Source organism: Metabacillus litoralis (assembly GCF_003667825.1).
Lineage (GTDB): Bacteria > Bacillota > Bacilli > Bacillales > Bacillaceae > Metabacillus > Metabacillus litoralis_B.
On the sequence record NZ_CP033043.1, the window covers coordinates 3536183 to 3561906 of the forward strand.

22 protein-coding genes and 1 pseudogene are annotated in these 25724 nt (G+C 37.5%); 1 reads left to right on the top strand and 22 read right to left on the bottom strand.

The window, feature by feature from the left end; genetic code table 11:
- Positions 1–6: 6 nt before the first annotated feature.
- From D9842_RS17460 to D9842_RS17490, 7 genes and pseudogenes are all read right to left on the bottom strand, one after another.
- On the bottom strand, positions 7–891 hold the full coding sequence (locus D9842_RS17460) for a carbohydrate ABC transporter permease (protein WP_121663608.1): 885 nt from the start codon (positions 889–891) through the stop codon (positions 7–9).
- Between the two features lie 16 nt (positions 892–907).
- On the bottom strand, positions 908–1762 hold the full coding sequence (locus tag D9842_RS17465) for an ABC transporter permease (protein WP_232273887.1): 855 nt from the start codon (positions 1760–1762) through the stop codon (positions 908–910).
- A gap of 163 nt (positions 1763–1925) precedes the next feature.
- Positions 1926–3602 (bottom strand): extracellular solute-binding protein, encoded by a 1677-nt coding sequence (locus D9842_RS17470; RefSeq protein ID WP_121663610.1) that lies wholly within the window; start codon positions 3600–3602, stop codon positions 1926–1928.
- A 344-nt stretch (positions 3603–3946) separates the two neighbouring features.
- Positions 3947–5332: a response regulator gene (locus D9842_RS17475; protein WP_121663611.1), complete on the bottom strand. Its 1386-nt coding sequence runs from the start codon at positions 5330–5332 to the stop codon at positions 3947–3949.
- Positions 5329–7062: a sensor histidine kinase gene (locus D9842_RS17480; RefSeq protein ID WP_162987577.1), complete on the bottom strand. Its 1734-nt coding sequence runs from the start codon at positions 7060–7062 to the stop codon at positions 5329–5331. Before D9842_RS17480 ends, D9842_RS17475 begins: the two co-directional genes overlap by 4 nt.
- Before the next feature lie 410 nt (positions 7063–7472).
- Positions 7473–7822 (bottom strand): annotated as a pseudogene (locus D9842_RS17485) (YunG family protein).
- A gap of 13 nt (positions 7823–7835) precedes the next feature.
- Positions 7836–8243 (bottom strand): carboxymuconolactone decarboxylase family protein, encoded by a 408-nt coding sequence (locus tag D9842_RS17490; protein ID WP_121663613.1) that lies wholly within the window; start codon positions 8241–8243, stop codon positions 7836–7838.
- Positions 8244–8365: 122 nt separating this feature from the next.
- Here D9842_RS17490 and D9842_RS17495 point away from each other — a divergent pair, with 122 nt between their 5' ends.
- Positions 8366–8803 carry an Lrp/AsnC family transcriptional regulator gene (locus tag D9842_RS17495; protein ID WP_121663614.1) on the top strand — a complete coding sequence of 146 codons (438 nt, stop codon included), beginning with the start codon at positions 8366–8368 and terminating at the stop codon, positions 8801–8803.
- Between the two features lie 225 nt (positions 8804–9028).
- On the opposite strand, the gene D9842_RS17500 is transcribed toward D9842_RS17495, so the two are convergent.
- From D9842_RS17500 to D9842_RS17565, 15 genes are all read right to left on the bottom strand, one after another.
- On the bottom strand, positions 9029–10201 hold the full coding sequence (locus D9842_RS17500; RefSeq protein WP_121663615.1) for a PDZ domain-containing protein: 1173 nt from the start codon (positions 10199–10201) through the stop codon (positions 9029–9031).
- A 71-nt stretch (positions 10202–10272) separates the two neighbouring features.
- A complete protein-coding gene (locus tag D9842_RS17505; protein ID WP_121663616.1) occupies positions 10273–10620 on the bottom strand; it encodes a swarming motility protein SwrAA in 348 nt (115 codons plus the stop codon).
- A 149-nt stretch (positions 10621–10769) separates the two neighbouring features.
- Positions 10770–12230 (bottom strand): S41 family peptidase, encoded by a 1461-nt coding sequence (locus D9842_RS17510; RefSeq protein WP_121663617.1) that lies wholly within the window; start codon positions 12228–12230, stop codon positions 10770–10772.
- Positions 12231–12428: 198 nt separating this feature from the next.
- Positions 12429–13718 carry a murein hydrolase activator EnvC family protein gene (locus tag D9842_RS17515; protein ID WP_121663618.1) on the bottom strand — a complete coding sequence of 430 codons (1290 nt, stop codon included), beginning with the start codon at positions 13716–13718 and terminating at the stop codon, positions 12429–12431.
- Positions 13719–13926: 208 nt separating this feature from the next.
- Positions 13927–14817 (bottom strand): permease-like cell division protein FtsX, encoded by an 891-nt coding sequence (gene ftsX / locus D9842_RS17520; RefSeq protein ID WP_121665112.1) that lies wholly within the window; start codon positions 14815–14817, stop codon positions 13927–13929.
- Positions 14810–15496: a cell division ATP-binding protein FtsE gene (ftsE, locus tag D9842_RS17525; protein WP_121663619.1), complete on the bottom strand. Its 687-nt coding sequence runs from the start codon at positions 15494–15496 to the stop codon at positions 14810–14812. Before ftsE ends, ftsX begins: the two co-directional genes overlap by 8 nt.
- Before the next feature lie 252 nt (positions 15497–15748).
- On the bottom strand, positions 15749–16684 hold the full coding sequence (locus D9842_RS17530) for an HD-GYP domain-containing protein (RefSeq protein WP_121663620.1): 936 nt from the start codon (positions 16682–16684) through the stop codon (positions 15749–15751).
- Between the two features lie 184 nt (positions 16685–16868).
- Positions 16869–17207 (bottom strand): cytochrome c551, encoded by a 339-nt coding sequence (gene cccB / locus D9842_RS17535; protein WP_121663621.1) that lies wholly within the window; start codon positions 17205–17207, stop codon positions 16869–16871.
- A gap of 67 nt (positions 17208–17274) precedes the next feature.
- Positions 17275–18135: a YitT family protein gene (locus D9842_RS17540; RefSeq protein WP_121665113.1), complete on the bottom strand. Its 861-nt coding sequence runs from the start codon at positions 18133–18135 to the stop codon at positions 17275–17277.
- A gap of 987 nt (positions 18136–19122) precedes the next feature.
- Positions 19123–20224 (bottom strand): peptide chain release factor 2 gene (gene prfB / locus D9842_RS17545; RefSeq protein ID WP_098797103.1). Its coding sequence is split into 2 segments (ribosomal slippage): positions 19123–20151 and positions 20153–20224, totalling 1101 coding nucleotides; the frame shifts between segments, so codons are not numbered across the junction.
- Positions 20225–20354: 130 nt separating this feature from the next.
- Entirely contained in the window at positions 20355–22865 is a 2511-nt protein-coding gene (secA, locus tag D9842_RS17550; RefSeq protein ID WP_121663622.1) for a preprotein translocase subunit SecA, read from the bottom strand.
- Between the two features lie 429 nt (positions 22866–23294).
- Positions 23295–23471 carry a hypothetical protein gene (locus D9842_RS26010; protein WP_162987478.1) on the bottom strand — a complete coding sequence of 59 codons (177 nt, stop codon included), beginning with the start codon at positions 23469–23471 and terminating at the stop codon, positions 23295–23297.
- 145 nt (positions 23472–23616) lie between these two features.
- Complete coding sequence (gene rbsK / locus D9842_RS17555; RefSeq protein ID WP_121663623.1) at positions 23617–24510, bottom strand: ribokinase; 894 nt, start codon at positions 24508–24510, stop codon at positions 23617–23619.
- A gap of 56 nt (positions 24511–24566) precedes the next feature.
- Entirely contained in the window at positions 24567–25121 is a 555-nt protein-coding gene (gene hpf / locus D9842_RS17560; RefSeq protein ID WP_121663624.1) for a ribosome hibernation-promoting factor, HPF/YfiA family, read from the bottom strand.
- Positions 25122–25335: 214 nt separating this feature from the next.
- Positions 25336–25722 (bottom strand): DUF8042 domain-containing protein, encoded by a 387-nt coding sequence (locus tag D9842_RS17565; protein ID WP_121663625.1) that lies wholly within the window; start codon positions 25720–25722, stop codon positions 25336–25338.
- Between the last annotated feature and the right edge of the window lie 2 nt (positions 25723–25724).

A 25724-nucleotide genomic window follows, 5' to 3' on the forward strand; every position in this document is an offset into this window, starting at 1 on the left:
CCTTCATCACCCTTTAACAGAACCGAGCGTAATTCCTTTAACGAAATATCGTTGAAAAAATGGATAAATCACTAAAAGAGGAAGCATTGATATGAATATTTTCGCAGCATTTAAGGTTTGATTAGAAGAGCTTGCAAGACGTTGTGCTGATTCTGCATCAATTTGTGAAGGATCAATTTCAACCGTTACAGAACGGATATATGTTTGTAAAGGATATAAATCATTATTTGTCATTAACACCAGTGCCTGAAAAAACTCATTCCAATGCATAACAATCGTAAAAACTAAGATTGTCGCTAGAACTGGCTTTGACAATGGTAAATAGATATCAAACAAAATTCTCCAAGGTCCTGCACCGTCCATTACCGCTGACTCTTCTAATTCCTTTGGCAGGTTTCTAAAGAAATTCATCACCAAAATCACATTGAACACAGGTAATCCACCACCAAGAACAAGTCCCCAAATATTGTTCGTCATTCCTAGTGTTTTCATCGTCATATACCACGGAACCAAACCACCATTAAAAAGCATCGCAAAAATTAACAGCCACATAATAATATTTCTTGGTCCAAACTCTTTCGATGTTTTCGATAATGGGTATGCCATTAAGAGCACGACTACGAAGGTCGTGATCGTTCCTAAGACCACTCGCTGAATGGAAATCAAAAATGAATTGAGAAATTTGCCATCTTCTACAATTAGAGAATAAGCTCCTAATGTAAAATCCTTTGGCCAGAAAAAGACTTGCCCTGCAGAAACAGCGGCTTTATCACTTAATGAAATAACTAACGTATACCAAACGGGATAGATACAAAGAAGCGTTATTAAAATAAGCAAAACAACATTAAAACCGTTGAAAAACCTGGATACTAGTGTTTTATCTTCTACCATTTACCTCACACCTTTATTAGAAAATTCGATAATTAGCAAATCGATAGGCTAATCCATATGAGAACGCAATTAGGATAAATCCAACAATCGATTTTAATAGTCCTACTGCTGTTGCTAATCCATATTGCATATCAATAAGTCCAGCACGGTAAACCCATGTGTCGATAATATCGCCTGTTGAATAAACAAGTGGATTATACAGATTAAAAATTTGATCAAAACCCGCATTCAAAATATTGCCCATACTTAACGTCCCTAATAAAACAGCAACAGGTAAGATACTCGGTAGCGTAATACTAATTAGTCGTCGAAATTGAGAAGCACCATCAATTGCAGCTGCTTCATACAATTCAGGACTTATAGATGTAAGAGCTGCAAAATAGATAATGGCCGCAAAACCAAATTCCTTCCATATATCACTACCAACAACAAGTGCTGGAAAGATGCCAGCATCAGCAAAGAACATAATCGGTTTAATTCCAATAGCCGTAAGTAATTGATTCACAGGACCTGAAATTGAAAACATATCCAGCATAATGCCGGCAATAATCACCCAAGACAAAAAGTGTGGTAAATAAACAATCGTCTGAACAGAACGGGTAAAAAATCTGTTTTTCACTTCATTTAACATCAGTGCAAATACTAATGGCACAACTAAGTTTCCGATCATTTTTAACAGCGCAATGACGATTGTATTTCTAAAGATTTGTTTACTATCATCAAGCTCAAACATATACTTAAAGTTCTCAAGCCCAATCCACTCTGACTTCCATAACCCTATTCCTGGATTAAAATCTTTAAAAGCCATTAAAATTCCATACATAGGTAATAAATTAAAAAAGAATAGCCAGATAATTCCCGGAAGCAGCATCAAATAATAATGCTTATAATCTGATCTGTTTTTCTTCGTCTTTGTCCTAAGGTTGAGACGAAGACCACGATGACTTTTAATCGTTTCCGCTCTATTTTCCATACTCTTTATCCTCCTTAAGAAGATATCAAGACGAGTGAAACACCACCCGTCTTGACTATTTTTACTTCAATTCATTAACTTCCTTCGTGATTTGCTCTCCACCCTGTTCGTTCCACTTCTCAACGAATTTATCGAAATCACTGATAGGTGCATTACCCATAATAATTTTCAAGAATGTTTCATCTTCTAATTTCTTTAAATTATTCCATTTTAATTCCATTGTTTTTGTTTTTGCAGTAGCGATGCTTCGAACATAATTGATATCTGCATTGATGAAAGCAGAACCACCATTTAGATGAGCGTATAAATGAGTGAAGAATGCTTCATCTCCAGCTCGATCCCAGTATTGAATGTTATAGTCATCATACGGTTCCTTTTTCACATTTTTCACATGCTCTGCAAGATCATACGCAAAGCCATAGTTTACTTTATCAATATCCTCTAGTTTAAGCTCTCCAGCAAGATGCTTCTGTGTTGAAGTCACGGCATACTCTAACTGATCTCCATGTCCCATAACCATAAATAATGGAATTTCCTGTGACGTCATTTGCTTATCTGCTACTACTTCCTCATAGCTAGCATCTTTCTCACTTACATGAATATTAGTCATTTTTATGACAGCTTCAGGATGTTCATAATCTTTGCTAACGACAATATACGTGCTTCCAGTCGTTTCGTTTGAATTAATTTTACCTGAGGAGTCTGTAGGACCGGCATAAGGACGCCAGTTAGCCTTTGGATCATTTTTAATAGAATCTTCTAGATTGTACGGTGACCACCAAGGACCAAAGAAGATCCCTGCTTTTCCACTCACAAGAACTTCCTGCGCACTTTTTCTTAAAGCCATTTCCTGATCAAGGATTCCTTTTGCATACCACTCGCGCATCATTTCAAGTGTTTTCTTTGTTTCTGGAGTAGTTGATCCATATACAGCCTTGCCATCTTTATCTTTTACCCATATTCCCGGATAAGCGTTATTCGCAAAGAATAGAGATGAGAAATTTAAGAAATGATCACCTGAGGTCAAGAATGTTGAACTAAGTGCTCCGCCTTGTGATGTTCCTACAATTCCTAGTGTGTTTTCTCCACCCATTTTATTATCAATAAATGCTTGGGCAATTTTTTCAAGATCTTCTAACGTCTTTGGTGCCTCAAGGCCTAGCTCATCAAGCCAATCTTGTCGGATCCAAGTTAACGGTGCTGATGGAAGAGTTGTTTCAGGTAAAGCGTATAATTTTCCATCATAAGTAACATTATCTAATAGCCCTGGATTAGAGTCATAAATATCCTTTAATCTTTCTGCCCCATATTTATCATAAACATCTGTTAAATCTGCCAGCTGACCTGCTTTAATCATTTGCTTTAGCTGGGTTTCGTTCACCACCATTGCATCTGGGATATCGTTACTAGCAATTGATAAGCTTACTTTTTGCTCATAGTCCTCACCTGCTGTTGCTTCCCATTCATGCTTTGTCACAATGTTATACTGATCTTCTAACCAACGTGTGTAAACATTGTTTTCAGGTGTATCCTCACCATCAAATTTATAATTCGGATCAATTCCTCTTCCAATTGAAATTTCAACGGGTTCTGAAAAGCTTCCTAATGGATCAATATTTTCTTCGGAAGTATTTTTGCTTTCTTTTGACTCGGTACTGCTTGTGTCCTTACCCACACAAGCACTTAAACTTGCAATCACTAGCAATAAACTCAAGAATGTGAACAGCCTTTTTTTCATCTTTCTCCCCCTCTTTATTGTCCTTTTTTGTTTACGCTTTCAATATACCATGACACCTTATTCCTTCGAGTTAGAAAGCGATTTCAAATAAAGTTCACTATTCTCTAATAAATAGAAAAACGCCCAAAAAATGTCTACCTTCTTTTCGAACGTTTTCTACCCTTTATTGTTTTTTAACTATGGCTACGGCACAATTAAAGCTCTTAATCATTTTTATCTACGATTATTGCCAATGTATCTACGATTCTACAAATGAATACAAAATGTCATGCTTTTGCTCTAAGTACAAGTAGATAAAAAAACGCTCGAAATAAAGTCTACTTTATTCCGAACGATCCTACCTCCTATTTACCCTTTGAATCCGTTCTTCTATATTCACTAGGCAACACACCTACATAATCCCGAAACAGTCTGCTAAAATACTTTTCATCGTTATATCCAACCTTCTCTGAAATCCACTGAATCGTTTTCGTTGAATTACGCAAATATTCCTTTGCTCTTTCCATACGGATTTCCCTTAAGTAGTCTGTATAGGTTTGACCAATAATATCTTTAAAACACTGACTAAAATAACTGCTACTCATATTTACCTTTCTAGCAATCTCCCCTGCTGTCAAAGGCTGATCAATCTTTTTTTGCGCCAATGTCACAGCACGCATGATGCTATCATGAATTTCATCTGAATAAGGCGTCTTCATATTAATCACTTTAATAATCTCTCTAATTTCCTTTAACCAGATCTCAAAATGAAACCAGCTTGACAGAAAGTCGTCTATGGTGATGGGCTCAGGCAGGATTTGACTATAAAGCCTGTTCCATTCATCTGTTAACGAATAAAAAAACCTAGTTAATCGTATTGGCTGCATCCGCATCGCTTTAAGCTCATGAATCATCGTTACAAACACCGCATCATCATAAATCCACTCACCGGAAAGCCACCTGTCTTTTAATCTATTTAAATCATATTTCGTCTCTTTCCTTTCCTTCGCTAACAGCTCCTCACCTTGAACAATCTGAAATGGCTGTGCTGGGTCATAGTCATAAAACAAGTCACTCTTTTGATATCCACGAAGAAGTTGTAAAATTGACTTTCGATCCATTCCTTTTAGATTTTGAAAGACAATCAGAGCATATTCTATCTTTGAGTTTATCCATTCAAGTATTGATTTCTTTTCTCGCTCTAGCATATCTGTCCAATACCATATGCCCACATCTGCTTCGAAGGCTCTTTTCAATAGGGAGGCATCTATTTTCATTTCATCTCTTTGGAGGTTTAATGCGTATAAAACAACTAAATCATTTGTTTCTTCTATTTCATTCTCACCTGTTAACTGTCTTTTTGAAGAATCTTTCTGCTCTATCAACGAAACAATTCGTTCTAAAACATCCTCAAACTGCTCTTTTTCTAGCTCCGTTTTTGCAATATAATCAACTGCCCCCATGCGAAGAGCCTTCTGCACATACTCAAAATCTTGGTGCAACGTCAGAACAACAATTTGGATATGTGGATACCTTTGACTTACTTCCTCCATCAATTCAATTCCTGACATAACAGGCATTGCTAAGTCTGTAATTAATAAGTCAACCTTGTTCGTTTCCAAAAATTCAAGTGCTTTCTCACCATTATTCGCTTCCCCCACAACAATCATCCCAAAATCCTCCCAAGGCATAAATGAGATTAATCCCTTACGAACGATTTTTTCATCATCTACAACTAAAACTCTTATCATTGAGCATCTTCACCCCCTGATACAGGTAGGAGTATAGATACAATCGTGCCTTTTCCAACCTCACTTTTAATTTCCAACTTAGCTTTATCTCCATAATTTGATTCAAGAATTCGCTTTACATACCTCATCCCAATTCCCATCCCCACCTTTTGGCTTTCATCTTTTTGATCAAGAAATAAAGCTTCAATTTCTTCTTTTGACATTCCCGACCCGTTATCTTGAATCGTAATTTGGAGGTTGTCCATCAATTGAATGTCCACATGAATATATCCGTTATCACTAACACCATGATAAAGAGCATTTTCCACCAATGGCTGTAGAATGAATCGAGGAATCGAAATCCCCATCGTGTTTTCATCTACATCAATATCAACATCAAATTGAAAATCATAGCGAATTTGCTGTAACTGTAGGTATTCCTTTACTGCTTGTATTTCTTTCTCAACCGTTGTTTCCTCACCCATTTTCCCAAGATTGTAACTTAGCAATTTATTTAACGAGAGAACTAACTTATCAATTTCTTTGTTTCCGTTAAAAACAGCAAGCCAACGCACAGTATCTAGTGTATTCATGAGGAAATGCGGATTAATTTGATATAATAATTTCTCTACCTCCAAATCTGCTCTACGTTTTTCTTTTTGTTCAACTTCTCTATACAGATCCCAAATCTTCGTTTTCATCGTTCTTACTTGATTTAGTAAATAATCAAATTCAGGTATTTTCGTTAATTCTGTATCTTGCGTTTCGGTTTGTATTAACGTTTTAATTTCCTTGTTAAACTTATTCAAAGGGTTATATACCATCTTCCATAAAAACCAGGCAAATAATAACGAAATTAAAATGAATACGATAAAAATAATCGAAACTTGAAGAAGCCATTTGTTTCGTTCTTGATTCAGTTCTTTAATCGGAATGATCGAAACAATACTCCAGCCTTGGTTACTTGTTTCTTTACTCCAAAAGTATGTACTATAATATCCTGATTTAGCTTCAGAGCTGTATCCAGGAAACATATTGTTCTCAGGAAAAACATCCTTGTTTTCACTAAACGTGACTCTTCCTTCATTATTTAGAATGAGTAATCTCCGTGAGTTATCTTTACGATTTTGAGGAGCAAATAAGGTCTCCAAAGCATTCCGACCTGTTTCAATATATAAATAAATATTATGATTTGATATATTCACTTTTCGCATCGAGCTAAATACAAATTGATTAATATAGCCGCTGTAACTTTTATGTGGACCATAATAGGTGATTCCCGAATATTTAGCCATAACAGGTAGCTGCTCCGGCAAAAAATCATCACGAAGCCTAAAATTTTCAAAATCATGTAAACCTGTGTCAGGATAATAGTACATAATTAACCCAACATTCGGGTTAGAAAAAGAAATCAAGTTTATTTCACTTTTGATTTCACTTAATAGCTCTATCCGTTTAGATGGTTCAGTCTCCTTTTGTAATTCTTCTAACAATAAAGTCACTCGCCCACCAAACGCTAACTGTTGTGAAACGTGATTTATGTTATTTAACGAATTCTCCAAGGTAACCAAATCCTGCTTCAAGTTACTTTGAATGGAACTCTCTACCTTATTGTCTATAATGGAATCTATTGTGTAAAAAGAGATAACACCAAGGCAAATAAACGGAATGAAGGTACTGATCAGAAAAATAAGGATAATTCTATTTTTAAACGTGACTTTGCTCAAACGGTTAACTAGTAAGTTCATCATCACAATGTCCTCACCCCCTCCTATAGTTTTGTTAACGCTTTCAATAACTTTTAGATTGATTGCTTTTCAAAAATGTTATTCAGTATATTTAATTAGAAGTCTAGCTTTCTATATAGTCATTTCACATGCACTGTTCTTTTTTCTTTTCACGACTTCCATATTTTATAAGGTTAAATATATTCTGAATCTTATCCTATATCAGATTTAATATCAATATCTACACCTGAACAATTATGAATATATTGACTTTTTCTCCTATTAAAAAAGCTCCAATCCTCAAGGAATGAAGCTCTATATTCAACTCACCAAAGCGCTTAGAGTGGTATTTAATGAATCATATAAAGGAGAATTTTTGCAACCAATAAAATTGATCTCGTACTGGACTGATTCAATATCCATCAACGGTTATATCATTTATGTAAATAACGATATACACTCAGCTTTAAATAATTGTATTGCTTTTCATTAGTATCAGAAAAAGCCTCATCTCTGTCGGAATGTATATCTGAATACTCATTTCATTGTTAAATTGTGAAGCGGTAAAGTCATATCGTTTACCATCTATGATATTGTAAAAGTGCCAACCATCTAGTAGAAGAGTTTTCTTAATTTCTCCACCTAAAAGGTCCTGAACAACTAAAGCGGTTACTCCACATTGGCCTCTTGCCGGGTTATCTTGACTCCATTTTGTACTTGATTCTGAGGACCATGACTTTTTAAGTAACTGATGAACATGTTCTATTTGCAAATGATCTACCAACACACATTCCCCCTCAATCTTCTAGTTTCATCATCGCACCAAAGTATTGAGATGCAGTAGCAAATGAAATAAAGGCACATAGCTCACTTATTTCATTATCGGAGAAGGTGTCTCGTAATATAGTAAAAGTAGATTCTGAGATATCACCCTTTTGCTTCAAAAATACTTCTGCAAAACCAACTGCAACGGAAATTTTTTCATCAAACTTATCCGGTTCAGGCTTCCCTTTTGCCTTACAGTATTCACAACCATTACCCTGTGCTAATGTTCTCCTCACTTGTTCCTTTAATTCTAAGGATAGTAAACCATCCTTCTCTAGTTCATTACCTAAATGAACCCAGCCTTCCATCACTCGTTTATTGTGTCCTAATAGCTTTTGGAATGATGTACGACCATACTTAGATTCTGCAATCCTTGCCATTGAAACAACCTCCTTGTAAAATTAATTATAAAATTCCGTAAAGCATTTTCACATTAAATCTGAAATAGAAATACATATAATATTTTATAAATTTAAATTAATAAGGAGGTTTCACCTTAAATATGAAAATTGACGTGATTGATAAAAAAATACTAGATGAATTAAATACAAATAGCCGCCTGTCTATGAGTGAACTTGGAAGAAGGGTAAACCTGTCTTCTCCATCTGTAACTGAGCGAGTCAGACAAATGGAGTCATTTGGTATCATTAAGAACTATACTTTAGAAGTGGATTATGAAAAATTAGGACTACCGATTCAATGTATAATAGAAGCAACTGTAAAAAATGGGGACTATAAATCTTTTAAAAACTATATAGAAAAACTTCCAAACGTAGAGTTTTGCTACCGTATCGCAGGTAATGCCTGTTATATGCTCAAAATGAATTTTGAGACCTTTGCTGAAGCAGAAGAATTTATTAATAACGTCAACCCATTTGCACAAACTGTAACCCACTTTATCTTTTCTCATGTGCCTACTAATCAAAAGTTGAATACTTAATTTATTTAGTACTATTATTTCCTTATATCTTCTAGGGAACTAAACAATTTTGGGAATCGTTAATGAGGTTTTAACCTCTTCACCCCTTGGTTTACACGTAACCATAGAATCACTCAATATAAAAATAGAGAAACGACTAAACGTTTCTCTATTGATTCTTTTCCTATTTTTTTTTTATAACTGCCCATTCAGAAGTTTCATTCCGGAGGATTTTGGAAAACTACACTAAACAGCCTCATTCTCCCACTTCTTCTTCCCATCTTGCACAAACAGAATTCCAAGCTCATGATGCTCCCCATCATAAAGCGCTCTTTGAGCATATCGGATTTCTCCGTTAAAATTGATCACTTCAAGCTTACAAAATGCTCGGTTTTTCTGGAGAGCTTGATAAAACTCGTCCACTGTTTTCACAGCATACCCATTAACCTTTGTGACCATTTCTCCGACTTGGAGGGTCATTTTTTCTGCTGGTGAATGTGGAAGGATACCTAGTATCATTAAGCCATGATCTCGTTTTGAGAAATAAAACGCTGCTGAGTCATCGTTCAGTCGTTGACGGATTGTGATGAATTCGCGTCCTACCATCGCAACAAACACAGCGATAAATGCTGCAGGTGCAAACCAAATACTTGCTACTGCCATGAGTAGAGTCAACACACCGAGCCAGATAACCCGTTCTCCTGTCACCTTCATACTTTCTTTTGGCAATGAGCCTTGAACACGCTGATGGAATCCAAGGAAAAATGGTATGAACAGTAGTAAAAACGGCTCTCCGTTAATTGATAGCACTGGCCACCAAGGTAGTGACGAGGTTAACGAACCACCTGGAACAAGTAACAGCAATGGAAGCATCCACGTTCGTTTTGCCTGATGATTTCCGATTGGTAAACCTCTAGTACTTGTTTTTAAAAACGGAGACGTTTGGATATGTGCTGTGCGGAAAATAAGAATTCCCTCCGCTATGACTAATAAAGCAGCTAAAATGCTGAGTGAAGCAAAGCTTGTCTCAGATAATCCTACAAAAAAAGATCCATCTGGAATAAAGGTTGCGGCTAGCAGTGTTAATCCCACTGTAAAAGCAGCTGACAGCCATCGCAGCTGAAATGTAAGACCAATCACGGCTGTAATAATCGCCATGAGGACAACAGTTCCAAACTGCAGACTTAAGCCTAATCCAAAAGAAACAACCGAGACAATCAGTCCTAACACAATTCCTTTTGTATACGTAAACTTCATTTCATTATAAATATCGAACACACGAATATGAAAAGAATTTCTTTCTTGCTTAACACGAAGATAGCCATAGGCAAATGTGAAAAGGAAAAAAAGATAAAAGAGCGGATGGATAAAGAAGCGACCGGCTGCCCATAGCAACTCTAGTAACCAATCATCGATCAAAACAGAATCCCACCTTACTGTTTCTATTAGGTTAATCATATTTTAACATCTCGGTGGAAAATTTAGTATGCTTATTTTAAGTTGTTCCAAATACACGTGTTAGAAAGTGAAAAATCACTAAAGCACTCATCTTCCTCAATACCTAAAATAAGAACAATCGTTTTAATCGATTTTTTTATATCTGAAAGAGAAAGCGAAAGTCGTTTATGATTTTTTAAGAGATAAGCAAAAAATGCTTTCACACATTCTTGATCAATCTGCTGTATTTTTTTGATGCTTGTGTAGTTGGCAATATACATACTAAACAACCGAACAGGCTTACTAGGGCTAGTGTGAAACTTATGTTCAGAACTGCTTTCCATCAACTCAGTTAAAAACTCCTGATACACCTGCTCCTTTTGTAAACTGGAATTTCTCATGGTTAACCTCCTAAGTTTCACCGATATATTATATAGGTTCGAACATAGAGGCTTTTTTTCGTCCTTATTGGCAGAAAAGCTTGGCTTGTTGCCAGGCACTAATACAAAAATCAGGGCTAACATGGTGTTAGCCCTGATTAATTAAACGTTTATTTAAACAACGATTTAATCGCCATTTTTAACTGAACATCGTTGTCTTCTTTTCCTCGCAGCTCTACTACCTTTTGATTTAGAGTGTCTGCTGTTTGCAAGTCAATTTTCCCGCTGATCGGGAGCTCATTTGTTTGCTGGAAAGCTTTTACGGCATTTTCTGTCGCTTTACTAAAGTAGCCGTCCTCTCTTCCAGGTTCAAAGCCTAAACCTTTTAACGCAAGCTGTGCGGTTTTAATTTGGTCATTATTCATATCAAACGTTAACGCCTCTTCGATTTGTAAAGGACTCGCTTGATATAGTGCCGGCTGTTCAACCTTAATCGTTGGCTCCACACCCTTTTTGTGAATCCAATTGCCTTCAGGTGTTAACCATTTGTAGAGAGTTAACTTGATATTGCTGCCATCTCCCATTGGAACAGCCTGTTGAACCGTTCCTTTACCGAACGAGGTCACACCAACAATATCATATCCTGATGCTTCTTTTAACGCACCTGCTAAGATTTCAGAAGCAGAAGCACTTCCTTTATCAATTAACACAGAAACAGGATAATCTTTTTTCTCAGAAAGTGTAGAGAAATAACGCTTTTTATCTCCATTGCGTTCTTGAATTTGGATATAAGGTTGATCCTTCGTTACAAACTCTTTCAATATTTCTTCAACACTTTGTAAGTAGCCTCCAGGATTTCCACGAACATCTAACACAAGTCCTTCAATATTGTCCTTCTCTAGCTTTGTTAGTGTTTCTTTAAAATCTTTTGCTGTGTTTTCAGAGAAAGAAGTAATTTGAATGTAACCAACCTTTTTCCCTTGATAATCCTTTGTTGAACCGAAGACTGTTTCTAACGGAATTTCATCACGAACAACATCAAATGTTAATTTTTCTCTTGTGTTCGGACGAACAACCTCAATCGCGACTTTTGTTCCTTTTTTTCCACGAATTTTTAACACCGTTTCGTGTAAATCAAGGCCTTCAACATTTTCTCCATCAATGCTCACGATTTGATCGTTTGGCTGAAGACCTGCTTTTTCAGCAGGAGAGCCTTTAAATGGAGAAACAATCGTTACTCTACCTTCTTGCATACCAACCTCAGCACCAATTCCCTCAAAGGAGGAATCAAGTGATTGTGAAAACTGTGCTGCTGTTTCTTTGTCCATATATACAGAGTATGGATCTTCAAGCGTTGAAAGCATACCCTGAATCGCGCCTTCTAATAGCTCTTCTTCATCAACATCCTCAACATATTTTGTTGAGATTAACTCAAGAGCTTGCTTAAACTTATCAAACCCTTCAATTTCAGATGCTTGTTCTTCTTCAGATTGAAACACATTCCCAAAGGTTGGGATGGCTTCAGCTTCCTTGGGTGCTGGATCTTCTGTAAGCTCTAATCCTACAAACATTCCACCTGCGCCAACGAGTACGCCAAGTGCTAGTAAAAATGCTGTGATTTTCTGATTCATCCTTTACCTCCTCATGCCAATATAGCCAGGTTTATGTAAATCCTTTTGTAAGTAGACTTTTCCTATTATATGTAAAGCTTGGTCATATCATGTAAATAAAAAAACGAAAGTTAGACAACAGGTACAATAGATAAACGAGGTTAAAACGAAAAGCCCCTAAAACATACGATGTTTTAGAGGCTTTCTTTGTGGGTAATGTTATGGTAAATAGTCCAATGGATTGACAGAGCTTGAAGATCCGTTCCATGGCCCTTTATGAATTTCAAAGTGTAAATGCTGTCCTGTTGAACGACCTGTATTTCCCATGATGCCAATTTGCTGACCTTTTGAAACAGATTGTCCTGATTTCACATAGAATTGTTCCATATGAGCATAGACAGTTGTGTACACTTGTCCATTAATTTTATGAGAAATGTACACGACATTTCCGTAACTGCTAGAATAGTTGGCACGAATTACTGTACCTCCTGCTGCAGCGACAATCGGAACATCTGCACTGTTGGCAATATCAATACCAGAGTGCAACTTCTTACCACCTGTTACAGGGTGAATACGGTAGCCATATCCTGATGTGAAGGAACCAGATGCAGGCCACATAAAGCTTCCACTTGTTACAGCTGGTGTTTGTGAAGATGAATTATTACTTGAGCCAGAAGAACCTGAGCTAGATTTATTAGCTGCTGCTGCCTCTGCTTTTCGTTTAGCTTCCGCGGCTGCTGCTTCACGCTGACGCTTTTCTTCAGCTTCAATTGCTGTCTTTTGCTCTTCTAAAAATGCTGCTTCATCTTCTAATTCATGCATTTCATGAATGGCTTCATCATGCTGAACTTGAACTTGAGCCATTAACTCTTCTTTTTTCTTCTTTTGACCAGCTAATTGCTGTTTAAGAGTTTCTAATTCTGTTAAAGCATTTTCAAGTTCTACTAGTTTTTTATTTAGATCTGCCTCTGCTTGCTCTAGCGTTTGCTTGTCTGCTTCATGAGCTTTAATAATTTCGCGATCTGCTTCTACAATTGTTGTGACCGCATTAACACGACCAACAAAATCTCCAAAGCTTTGAGCACCTAGGAGCACATCTAAATAACTAATCATACCGCCAGATTCTTGTAGCGTGCGAGCACGATCTTCTAAAAGCTTATTACGTTCAGCAATACGAGCTTTTACTTCTTCAATCTCTACTTTTAGTTCTTCAATTTGCTTTCTAGACTCTTCAATACTAGCCTCTTGTTCACGAATTTTCCCGTTCGTTTCAGCAAATTGCGTGTCAATTTTTTTAATTTCTTCATCTAATTTCGCTTCTTGATCTTTAAGCTCTGAGATTTCACTTTCCTTTTGATCAAGATCAGATGATACGTCTGATTGTTTTTGCTCTATTTCCTGCTTCTTTTCCTGTAACGTTTGAGCGAAGCCAAGGTGGTGATTAGGTAGTAATAATGTGCTTGTCCCTAAAACAGCAGCCAAGCTAAACGTCATTAGTTTTCGATTCATCTTGTTTCCTCCCCAACGTTATGTAATACGAAATGCGAAAGGTACTCAGCATTCGGCGACAAGCATAAGGCGAGTAGGAATAGAAGGTGTTCTTTGCCTTCAATTCCTACTTGACTTATGACCTCGAGCCGATGGCGCCTGGAGCTAGACAATAATCCAACTTTTACAGCCACAAAACTAGTAAACTAGCAATAAAAATATTGCTAGTTTACACTTTTAAGAACTTACGAACAGACATTAAACTTCCCCAAATTCCAATTAACGCACCGATGAACAATAAAAGAGCTGATATTTGGAAAAGGAATGGACTTGACGGTAATAACTCAACAAATGATCCTTGAAGCTTCGGAATCGCCCATGTGTACAGAGATTTATAAACAACGCCAATTAAAATAATCGGAACCACTGCACCAAATACACCTAAGAATAAACCTTCAAGGAAAAACGGCCAACGAATAAATCCGTTTGTTGCCCCTACAAGTCTCATAATCTCAATTTCATGTCGACGAGCAACGATCGTAATTTTAATGGTATTAGAAATTAAGAACATCGCCGTAAAGATTAAACCGATGATTAAGCCGATCCCAATATTACGAGAAATCGAAATCACATCAAATAATTTTTCAACCTGGTCTTGACCGTATCTTACCTTAGAGGCATTAGCCAATTTCGTAATCTTCTCAGCTAAAGCACTCGTATCATTTGGATCCTTTGCTTTTACAATAAACACGTCATTTAACGGGTTATTTTGTTCAAAAAGTTGGAATGACTTTCCTTCTTCTCCTAAGCTTTCAACGAGATTTTCTAACTCTTTTTCCTTAGGAGAGAATACAACGGTATCAACTTGTTCTATTTTTTCGATCTCACTCTTAAGAGCATTTTGCGCTGCTTCATCTGCTGTTACATCGATCAATACACGAATCTCAACATCTTTTTCAAGATTCGATGCCACATGGTTAAGATTCATCATGATGACTAGGAATGTTCCGACTAAGATCAGCGTCACAGTCACCGCACTGATCGATGCAAATGTCATCCATGTATTTCTTGCTAAACTCTTTAAGCTTTCACGAATATGACGGCCAAGAGAATTAGTCATAAATACCATACTCCCCTCTTGCTTCGTCACGCACAATCCTACCATCCTCGATTGCGATGACACGCTTTTTTAACGTGTTCACGATCTCTTTGTTATGTGTAGCCATCACAATCGTTGTTCCACGATCATTGATTTCTTCAAACAAATGCATGATTTCCCATGATGTATCAGGGTCAAGGTTACCCGTTGGCTCATCGGCAATCATAACAGCCGGGTTGTTCACAATGGAACGCGCAATCGACACACGTTGCTGCTCCCCACCTGATAATTCATTTGGGAAAAATCTCGCTTTGTGTTTCAATTGAACTAAATCTAGTACATCTAGTACTCTCTTTTTAATATTTTTAGGGTTTTCACCAATAACTTCTAAGGCAAATGCTACATTTTCAAAGACTGTTAGCTTCGGCAAAAGTTTAAAGTCCTGGAAAACGACGCCGATATTACGTCTTAATAAAGGGACCTTGTTTTCCTTAAGCTTAGATAAATCCATTCCGTTAATAATGATTTTTCCGCTTGAAGGCTTTTCCTCACGGTACATCATTTTGATAAACGTTGATTTACCTGCACCACTTGGTCCAACAACATACACAAACTCACCTTGGTTGATCATTATATCGATACCGTTGACGGCTAACACACCGTTTGGATACGTTTTATACACTTCGGACATTTCTATCATAATAAACCACCTAAAGTTGTTTTTTTGAGTCTATGTCACTTTTTGTCGTTAATTGTCGATAAAGTAGACATAGTGATTCCTTGTCTCTAAAACTACAAAATTTATTATAACATCAATTTTCGTCAAGAATAGACTAAATTATATTACATTTTCATTTCATGTCTGTTAATAGGTGTCGAAACGTTGTAATATAGATAGTTTTTTGGGGCAGGTTGGAATAAAGTAACAAGAAAAAAACACTGAAAAATATCTTCAGTGTTTCTTTTTAGTGAGACTATGTTTATTTTTTTCAACTACTTTAATAAAGGCATCAGCAATTGCTGGATCAAATTGTGTTCCTTTACTTTTCTGTATTTCAGCTAGTGCTGCTTCAATATTTTTCTTCCCTCTGTACACTCTGCTCGTTGTCATCGCATCAAAAGCGTCAGCAACTGCAGCAATCCGTGCAAGGTACGGAATTTCATCACCTTTTAAGCCATTAGGGTAACCCTTGCCGTCATATCTTTCATGATGATGTAAAATGATATCCAGTATGCCTGTATTTTTATAATTTGATAAATTTTTAAGTGTGTTGTAGCCAACGTTTGGATGAGCTTTTATTGCTGTAAGCTCATCATCTGAGAGCTTTTCTTTTTTATTTAAGATAGCTTCTGGGATTGAAATTTTCCCGATATCATGCAGTAATCCACCGAGATAAACACTTTTCACTTTTTGTTTGGATAAACCTAATTCTTCTGCGATGATTTTCGCATAATTTGCTACATTTTCTGAATGCATCGCAGTATATGGGTCACGAGAGTCCAGCAATCTTGAAAAGGACGCTGCTAACTCAACATTTATCTGCTGTTGGCGAATGTAGTTTGATACTAGAACCGAAATCGCTGCGCCGACAATAAAATAATAGACCCACACTAAAAAATAAGAGTCAATATAAGGGATACTATCAGGCGCTAAAAGATACCTTGCTAACGTGACAAGTCCACTTTGCATAAGTAAAACAATCAGATTTTTATAAATTAAGCCGAGGAGAATCATCACTAGCATTAACAGTACAACAACAAATCTACCGTAAGGGGCTTTATCGGCTGCGAAAAGGATAAAGGCGCTAATGATATAAAGAACCCATCTAAATTTAGACAGCGTTACCAACAAAGGATTGATAATGGTTGTATCATGGTATATATTCATTCTTGTCTCCTTGGTGAAAATTTCTTAAAATTTAGTATACTACAAAATATGACAAAATCACCAAAAATGTATGCTACCTACTAAGAAAAGCGCAAGCGCCTTGCTAGACACTAAAACTACGTACAAAATTTTATACTTTCTTACCTACTAAAAAAAGGATAACCATTTAGGCTATCCCTTACACTTATTTCTTTTCAGCTAACCAAGCTGCCACAACTTCAGCATCTGCTTCATTTAAAATTCCCTTTGGCATGCTTCCTTGACCATTAATGATGATGCTCGCAATTTCATCTTGGCTATATTTCGAGCCAACCTCCGTTAAATTCGGACCTGCTCCACCTTCAAGTTCACGACCATGACAGCCGATACAGCTTTTTTGAAAAATTTCTTCTGCATCTCCGCTCGCTGTTTCTGTTGTCCCCTCAGTTGTATCCGCCGCTTCATCAGCAGGCGCTTCTTCTCCACCACATGCTGATAAAACAAACACAGACCCTAATAATAAGGCGAATAATTTCGTTTTCAAAGGTATTCCTCCTTGCATCGAATTCAATTATGTAAAAAGAGTCAATTCAAGGATTATTATAACCTAACTACACTCTTTTGAAACCTTCACCAAGCACCTCAGAAGCATCCGTAACTGTCACGAACGCGTGCGGATCGATACTTCGCACCAGTTGTTTCAATTTTGTGAATTCCGTTTGATCCACAACACACATGAGGACTGGTCTCTCATTATTTGTGAACCCGCCATGTGCCGCAAGTCTAGTAACGCCACGATCGATTTCGTTTAGAATGGCATCCTGAACCTCTGTTTGCTTGTTAGTAATGATCATTGTCATCTTTGATCGGCCGAGGCCAATTTGCACAATATCAATCGTTTTGCTCGTGACATATAAGCCTACTAAAGCATAAAGTCCTCTTTCAATATCAAATACAAATGCAGCTGCTAGAACGATTAAGCCATCAAGGAGCGCGACACAAGTTCCAAGTGAAAGCCCTGTGTATTTATGAATAATTTGCGCAGCTAGATCGGTTCCGCCCGTTGAAGCTTTGCCACGGAACACAATGCCAAGACCAAGTCCTATACAAATACCACCGAAAAGAGATCCTAACAGAGGATCCATTGTTGCGGGCTCCCAGTTTCTTGTTAGGTAAACGACTAGTGGGACAAAAATTGTACCGATTAGTGTTTTGATCCCAAATTGCTTTCCTAGTAAAATAACTCCGGCAATAAATAGGGGGATGTTAAACGCCCACTGAACATAAGCCGGCTCAAAACCAAACGTCGCATCAAGGATCGTACTAATTCCACTCACACCACCTGATGCAACCCGGTTTGGTAGTAAAAATAAATTAAAGCCAATTGCAACAAACGATGAGCCAACTAATATGTAGACGTACTCAAGTACTTTTTCTAATGTAGGATTATATGTATCATTTCTTTTGCGCATATTCATCGCTTTGTTACCCTCCTTTTTCACTAAAGCTATTCTTGCCCTAGATGAGTATAGCACCCGTGATTTTATCTGTGAATAACACCTAAATAACGTGGTAACGAGGTAAAGAAATCAAGTGTTGGTGGGGAGTTTTTTTAGTGTTTGCTATTTTGGGGGAAATTATGGGGGGTGGGTGTTTTTGTGTGGGGCGAGTTGGTATTGCTGTGGGTATAAGGTACATTTTGTTTGCTTGGACTGGTGGTTTTGGTTTTGGTTTTGGTCTTCATCTCATTTATGAAGTACATTTCGCTTACTCGGACTGCTGATTTTGGTCTTCATCACTTATGAAGTACATTTCGCTTGCGCGGACTGCTGATTTTGGTCTTCATCTCACTTATGAAGTACATTTCGCTTGCGCGGGCAGCTGGTTGTGGTCTTCATTCCCCTTATGAAGTACATTTGGCTTGCGTGGATTGCTCGTTTTGGTCTTCATCCAAATTATGAAGTACATTTCGCTTGCTCGAATTGCTGATTTTGGTCTTCATCACCTTTATGAAGTACATTTGGCTTGCGTGGATTGCTCGTTTTGGTCTTCATCCAAATTATGAAGTACATTTCACTTGCTCGGATTGCTGATTTTGGTCTTCATCTCCTTTATGAAGTACATTTTGCCTGCGAGGATTGCTCGTTTTGGTCTTCATCCACTTTATGAAGTACATTTGGCTTGCGAGAATGCTTGTTTTGGTCTTCATCCAAATTATGAAGTACATTTCGTATGCTTCGGCTGATGATTTTGGTCTTCATAAAACTACAAATATGATTTTGTTTTCTAATATTCTTTTTTAGTGAGTCTCTTTTAAAGTTAAACTTCATTCTGCTGCTATATCTTGCATAGCTCATCCTAATAATTGTAAACCATGAAAGTATAGAAAAAACGCCCAGAACTGACTGTCCTCCTTGTAGAAAGGAACAGTCAAGCTCTGAGCGATTTTCATTACTATATTACTGAATCTTCGAACGTAAATACGCGTCAATAAACGGATCAAGCTCGCCGTCCATTACAGCATGAACGTTTCCGATCTCTGTGTTTGTACGGTGATCTTTAACCATTGAATACGGGTGGAAAACATAAGAACGAATTTGGCTTCCCCAACCGATATCCTTTTGCTCACCACGGATTTCAGCAAGCTCTGCTTCTTGCTCTTCAATACGCTTTTGATACAGCTTTGCTTGAAGCATTTTCATGGCACGTTCACGGTTTTTAATTTGCGAACGTTCAGTTTGACACGTTACAACGATGTTAGTTGGTGTATGGGTAATACGAACAGCTGAGTCAGTCGTATTGATATGCTGACCACCAGCACCACTTGCACGGTACGTATCAATTTTCAAATCTTCCGTACGAATTTCAATGTCGATTTCTTCATTGAATTCAGGCATAACTTCACAAGAAACGAATGAAGTATGACGACGGCCTGATGAGTCGAATGGAGAAATACGAACTAAACGGTGTACACCTTTTTCAGCTTTCAAATAGCCGTACGCGTTGTGGCCTTTGATTAAAAGTGTAACACTCTTTATACCCGCTTCATCACCAGGTAAGTAGTCAAGTGTTTCAACCTTGAAGCCTTTTTTCTCAGCCCAGCGAGTGTACATACGAAGTAGCATTGAGCCCCAGTCTTGAGACTCTGTACCACCTGCACCTGGGTGAAGCTCAAGAATTGCGTTGTTTTTGTCGTGTTGTTCACTTAATAGCAACTGAAGTTCAAAGTCATTTAGCTTTGAAACTAAATCTTTTATTTCAGTCACTAGTTCTTCACGTAAATCTTCATCATCTTCTTCTTTTACAAGTTCATATGTTAATTGAAGATTTTCATATGATTCGTTTAGTTCGTGGAATTGATCCACCATTTCTTTTAATGCATTTGTTTCATTGATAACAGCTTGTGCAGCGTTTTGATTATCCCAGAAATCTGGTGCTGTCATTTGGGCTTCAAGCTGTTGAATTCGTGCTTCTTTTATATCGAGGTCAAAGAGACCCCCTAAAGTCCGCTAAACGTTTAGCTGTTTTTTCGAGCTCTTGACGAATTTCTACTAATTCCATGAAAGTCACTCCATTTATAAATTTATATTGAAAAAGTGCTAATCTTTATTCGCAAACAAGAGAGAGGTGGGTGCACCTCTCTCTTTGATAATGTTCTATTATATACTTTACGATACGTAAACGCCAGTTATTATTGACCGCAGCAGTTTTTATATTTTTTGCCGCTGCCGCAAATGCAAGGATCGTTACGGCCAATTTCCACAACTTTACGAGTTGGTTTTTTCTTAACTGGCTCATCGCCTTCTTTCGCGTGAACAGCTGTTTGACCTTGTGCAACCTCTTGACGCTCAAGGTTGTTGCGGATTTGTGCCTTCATGATGTACTTCGCTACATCTTCTTCAATAGAAGCGATCATGTTTTCAAACATGGCGAAACCTTCCATTTGATATTCACGTAACGGATCGTTTTGTCCGTAAGCACGTAAATGAATACCTTGACGAAGCTGATCCATTGCATCGATGTGATCCATCCATTTTGTATCAACTGCACGAAGAAGGATAACTTTTTCGAACTCACGCATTTGCTCTTCGCCAAAGTCTGCTTCCTTCGCATCATAATGTGCAAGTGCTTTTTTATAGATCAACTCTGACATTTCCTCAGGATCTTTACGGCGAAGATCTGACACAGCAAGCTCATCTTCTGTAAGAATGTTTGCATTCATGTAGTCGATGATGCCTTCTAGGTTCCAATCTTCTTCTACTTCCTCTTTAGGAGTATACATGCCAACCGCACGTTCGATCGTTGATTTTAGCATTTTTTCAACAATTTCACGGAGATTGTCAGAATCAAGAACTTCAAAGCGTTGCTTGTAAATAACTTCACGTTGCTGACGAAGAACATCGTCATATTGTAAAAGCTGTTTACGTGCATCAAAGTTATTACCTTCAACACGTTTTTGTGCAGATTCAACCGCACGTGAAACGATTTTACTTTGAATTGGTTGAGTGTCGTCCATTCCAAGACGATCCATCATGTTCATCATGTTTTCAGAACCGAAACGACGCATTAATTCATCTTCCATTGAAAGATAGAATTGAGTGATACCAGGGTCTCCTTGACGACCAGAACGTCCACGGAGCTGGTTATCAATACGACGAGATTCATGGCGCTCCGTACCAATAACGGCTAACCCGCCAACCTCACGAACACCTTCGCCAAGCTTGATATCTGTACCACGACCAGCCATGTTTGTCGCGATTGTTACTGCACCACGTTGACCAGCATTCTCGATGATTTCTGCTTCTTTTTCATGATTCTTCGCATTCAAGACATGATGCGGAACACCTTTTTTCTTAAGTAGCTGAGAAATTAATTCAGACGTTTCAACGGCAACTGTACCAACTAGTACAGGCTGACCAAGGTCATAACGTTGTTTAACTTCCTCAACAACCGCACGGAATTTCCCTTCCATTGAACGATAAACTAAATCGGCTCTATCATCACGTGCAATCGGTTTGTTCGTTGGAATCGCAACAACCTGCATGTTGTAAATATTACGGAATTCTTCTTCTTCCGTTTTCGCTGTACCTGTCATACCAGACAGCTTTTTGTACATACGGAAGTAGTTTTGGAACGTAATCGTCGCAAGCGTCATGCTTTCGTTTTGAATCTCAAGACCTTCTTTAGCCTCAATTGCTTGGTGAAGTCCATCACTGTAACGGCGGCCCTTCATTAAACGACCTGTGAACGAGTCAACGATCACAACTTGTCCCTCTTCCACAACATAATCCACATCATTTTGCATAACAAACTGTGCTTTTAATGCTTGGTTAATGTGGTGAAGTAATGCCACATGTGAAATATCGAAAAGATTTTCAATACCAAACGCTTTTTCAGCCTTTGTCATACCTTCTTCTGTTAACTGAACAGCCTTTGTTTTTACATCATATGTGAAGTCTTCCTCTTGCTTAAGCTGACGAACAAAGCCGTTTGCTTGAATATAAAGCTTAGTCGATTTAGCCGCTTGTCCCGAAATAATTAACGGAGTTCTCGCTTCATCGACTAAGATTGAGTCAACCTCATCTATTACAGCAAAGTTAAGCGGACGTTGAACCATTTGTTCACGATAAAGAACCATGTTATCACGCAAATAATCAAAACCTAATTCGTTATTTGTAGAATAGGTAATATCTGCTGCATACGCTTCACGTTTTTCATCTTTATTTAAAGAATTTAAGTTAAGACCTACTGTTAAGCCTAAGAAATCGTAAAGTTGACCCATTTCATGTGCATCACGACTTGCTAAATATTCATTGACCGTGACAACATGTACGCCTTCACCAGAAAGCGCGTTTAAATAAACAGGCATTGTGGAAGTTAAGGTTTTACCTTCCCCTGTTTTCATCTCAGAAATATTCCCTTCATGTAAGGAAATACCCCCCATTAATTGAACCTTGTACGGGTATAACCCCAATACACGCTTCGCTGCTTCACGAACAACAGCAAATGCTTCTATTAAAAGATTATCTAGCGATTCACCATTCGCTACACGACCTTTAAACTCCTCTGTTTTAGCCTTTAATTGCTCATCAGATAAGCCATTCATCTGACCGCTAAGCGCATCAATCTGATCAGCCATCTTCTCATAACGATTTAACGCACGTTTATTAAAATCAAACACCTTATTCAAAATTCCAAGCATCTAATACGCTCCTCTGTGTTTAGAGTGAAATTGCTTTTATGTAAGTTTCGTCTATTCCTTATTTTAGCACTAGTTGGGGTGGTGGGGCAACAGGCGGGTGACATGGTTTGGAGTTGGGGGTGGGAAGGGGTTTTGGGGTGCGTGTGTCACTTCCCGGATTTTGTCGGTAGAACTTCGGGGTGCCAGGCACGCCCCGAGGTTTGTCGATGAATATAGCACTCTTTTTTGCAATAAAAAAACTTACTAAGAATGACCTTAGTAAGTTTAGAATAATTTATGATAGTTTATTCGCTAGATGGCATTGTTAGTTGGAGGTAAACACGAGGGTCTGGCGGCAATAGTCATTTAAAATTGATTTAAATCACGTAGCTTTTTTTCATGTTGTAACGTTTTGACAGAAATAAAGTCACCTTTGTTGTTGGGTTTCTGTTATTTCAAAACTCCATCCATTTTCTTCTCTATTTTATCTAATCGTCCTTCTATCTTGTCGAGTCTTTCTTCAATTTTCTCAAATCTTTCATCTATCTTTTTTAAATTTTGATCCATACGATCTTCATGTATTTTCAATGCATGGAGGATCTCTTTCAACATTGTTTCGTTATCCATGATTCCCCCTCCTTTTCTATTAACACTCCCATTATATCGAAATATACATATAACCTCTATATGATTTTATGATACACAAGCGAATTCACGAAATCTCAACATAGTTGCGAGAGTATAGAACAACAGATATTTATCTAAAAGCTAATCATACTTGAGCGATGAATTTTTCTACTTCTTCTAATGTTGGCATACCTGATTGAGCACCTAGCTTTGTTACAGAAAGAGCAGCTGCAGCATTGGCAAATTGACATGCTTCCTTTAAGGCAACTCCTTTACTTAGAGAAACAGCAAGTGCTCCGTTGAAGGTGTCCCCTGCGCCTGTAGAATCTACGGCTTTCACTTTATATCCGGGAATTAACTCTTCTTTCTTCTGATAGATAAGAACTCCCTGTGAACCTTGAGTAACAATGCATTTTTGTTTAACCTGTTCTGACTCTTCTTCAGTTAGCTCACCATTTAATAGAAGACTTTCTTGTTCATGTTCATTTGGTGTTATGTATGTAGCTTGAAGCAGCAATTCCTTTGGTAATGATTGAATAGGTGCTGGGTTTAGGATAACAGGCACACTATGTTTGCTCGCTAATTCAATTGATAACTTTACACTTTCAATAGGAATCTCTAGTTGTAGTAGAATAATATTTGCATCTGCAATGATCTTCTCATTCTCTCTAACCATATCAGGGGTAAGTTCGTGGTTAGCACCTGGAACAACAATGATACTGTTATCACCTTCAGATAAGGTGATAGAAGCAATTCCGGATGAAGCGTTTGGTACTGTTTTTATATAATTAGTAGTAACACCCTGATCTGACAGGTTTTGCATTAGTTCCTGTCCAAAAGCATCATCTCCAACACAACCTAGCATTGTGACATCAGCTCCAAGCTTCGAAGCTGCGACAGCCTGGTTAGCTCCCTTTCCACCTGGAATAGTAAAAAAAGAAGTTCCCAAAACCGTTTCACCGACTTTTGGAACGATATTTGTTTGTGTAACAAGATCCATATTAATACTTCCAATAACTAAAATCTTTCGCTCCTTCATTTTCATAGTCCTCCTTCAGAAACGAAAACAGCACCCATTAAAGGTGCTGTTTCATATTATACAGTTGGCTCAATCAAGCCATATTTTCCGTCTTTACGCTTGTAAACGACACTTGTCGTATTTGTTTTAGCATCGGTATAGACGAAGAAATTATGCCCTAGCATATCCATTTGCAGGATTGCTTCCTCAGCATCCATTGGCTTAAGGTCGAAACGCTTTGTTCGAACTACCTCATGGTCTTCATCTTCTTCAACTGGTTGATTACCCTCACCTTGATAGTTACTAAAAATATATTTAGGAGCACCTTGCTCGCGGACCTTACGATTTACTTTTGTTTTGTGCTTACGAATTTGACGTTCTAATTTATTAACAACTAGATCAATCGCTGCGTACATATCCTGGTGATTTTCTTCAGCTCGTAACACTAGATCTGTCATCGGAATGGTAACTTCAATTTTAGATTCTTGATCGTTATAATACTTCAGATTCACATTAACATTTGCATTAACGGCCTCTTCAAAGTATCTTTCAAGCTTACCAATTTTCTTTTCTGCATATTCTCTTAATGCTGGAGTTATTTCAATGTTTTCCCCTCTGACGTTATATCTCATGATTGAACTCCTCCTTTATGATAAAGCTATGTAGTACTACTTCTATATTTCCCTGCTTGTCTCCTGCCTAAACTGAAAAAGTTTTTGAAAAATTTTGTGGATTTTGTAGAATGGTGTTTGATTGGGTTAAGATTGTGAAGGTTGTGTAAAGATAATATATGTTGGAGGTCTTACATACATGTAAAAAACTCGCCTTTGTAGACGAGTTTTTTTGTTAGTTTGTGATATACGGTTGAAGCTTTTTTTGAACGGTTTCTTTCCAAGCTACAAATGCCGGAGTAAGTTGATTTTTGATATAGTGATGTTTCTTTTCTGAGTCCATAAAAAATTGCTCAAGACCCTCTAATTCCTTAATTACAATATCAAAGTTTTTCACTGCTTCTGAGAGGTTTTGCTCATCGTTCAAACTAGCAACAATTGTTGGGTTTGAAGAGTCTATGTGGTTGAAGGCAATCAGAATATCTGAAAAAATACGGTCACTTTCAGTTTTCGATAAATTATTGAAGCCTTCGTTTACGTAATCAAAGCCCTCTTCGATTGTATTCAAAAGATGATAGTAATAAGTAATCATCTGGTATTGGTCAGTTGTTAGAGTTTCCATAG

What these genes read in the sequence shown, in the direction of transcription:
- D9842_RS17460 (WP_121663608.1), bottom strand. Translation starts at nt 891, where the DNA reads ATGGTAGAAGATAAAACACTAGTATCCAGGTTTTTCAACGGTTTTAAT.
- D9842_RS17465 (WP_232273887.1), bottom strand. Translation starts at nt 1,762, where the DNA reads ATGCTGCTTCCGGGAATTATCTGGCTATTCTTTTTTAATTTATTACCT.
- D9842_RS17470 (WP_121663610.1), bottom strand. Translation starts at nt 3,602, where the DNA reads ATGAAAAAAAGGCTGTTCACATTCTTGAGTTTATTGCTAGTGATTGCA.
- D9842_RS17475 (WP_121663611.1), bottom strand. Translation starts at nt 5,332, where the DNA reads ATGATAAGAGTTTTAGTTGTAGATGATGAAAAAATCGTTCGTAAGGGA.
- D9842_RS17480 (WP_162987577.1), bottom strand. Translation starts at nt 7,062, where the DNA reads ATGATGAACTTACTAGTTAACCGTTTGAGCAAAGTCACGTTTAAAAAT.
- D9842_RS17490 (WP_121663613.1), bottom strand. Translation starts at nt 8,243, where the DNA reads ATGGCAAGGATTGCAGAATCTAAGTATGGTCGTACATCATTCCAAAAG.
- D9842_RS17495 (WP_121663614.1), top strand. Translation starts at nt 8,366, where the DNA reads ATGAAAATTGACGTGATTGATAAAAAAATACTAGATGAATTAAATACA.
- D9842_RS17505 (WP_121663616.1), bottom strand. Translation starts at nt 10,620, where the DNA reads ATGAGAAATTCCAGTTTACAAAAGGAGCAGGTGTATCAGGAGTTTTTA.
- D9842_RS17510 (WP_121663617.1), bottom strand. Translation starts at nt 12,230, where the DNA reads ATGAATCAGAAAATCACAGCATTTTTACTAGCACTTGGCGTACTCGTT.
- D9842_RS17515 (WP_121663618.1), bottom strand. Translation starts at nt 13,718, where the DNA reads ATGAATCGAAAACTAATGACGTTTAGCTTGGCTGCTGTTTTAGGGACA.
- ftsX (WP_121665112.1), bottom strand. Translation starts at nt 14,817, where the DNA reads ATGACTAATTCTCTTGGCCGTCATATTCGTGAAAGCTTAAAGAGTTTA.
- ftsE (WP_121663619.1), bottom strand. Translation starts at nt 15,496, where the DNA reads ATGATAGAAATGTCCGAAGTGTATAAAACGTATCCAAACGGTGTGTTA.
- D9842_RS17530 (WP_121663620.1), bottom strand. Translation starts at nt 16,684, where the DNA reads ATGAATATATACCATGATACAACCATTATCAATCCTTTGTTGGTAACG.
- D9842_RS17540 (WP_121665113.1), bottom strand. Translation starts at nt 18,135, where the DNA reads ATGCGCAAAAGAAATGATACATATAATCCTACATTAGAAAAAGTACTT.
- secA (WP_121663622.1), bottom strand. Translation starts at nt 22,865, where the DNA reads ATGCTTGGAATTTTGAATAAGGTGTTTGATTTTAATAAACGTGCGTTA.
- D9842_RS26010 (WP_162987478.1), bottom strand. Translation starts at nt 23,471, where the DNA reads ATGGATAACGAAACAATGTTGAAAGAGATCCTCCATGCATTGAAAATA.
- rbsK (WP_121663623.1), bottom strand. Translation starts at nt 24,510, where the DNA reads ATGAAGGAGCGAAAGATTTTAGTTATTGGAAGTATTAATATGGATCTT.
- hpf (WP_121663624.1), bottom strand. Translation starts at nt 25,121, where the DNA reads ATGAGATATAACGTCAGAGGGGAAAACATTGAAATAACTCCAGCATTA.
- D9842_RS17565 (WP_121663625.1), bottom strand. Translation starts at nt 25,722, where the DNA reads ATGGAAACTCTAACAACTGACCAATACCAGATGATTACTTATTACTAT.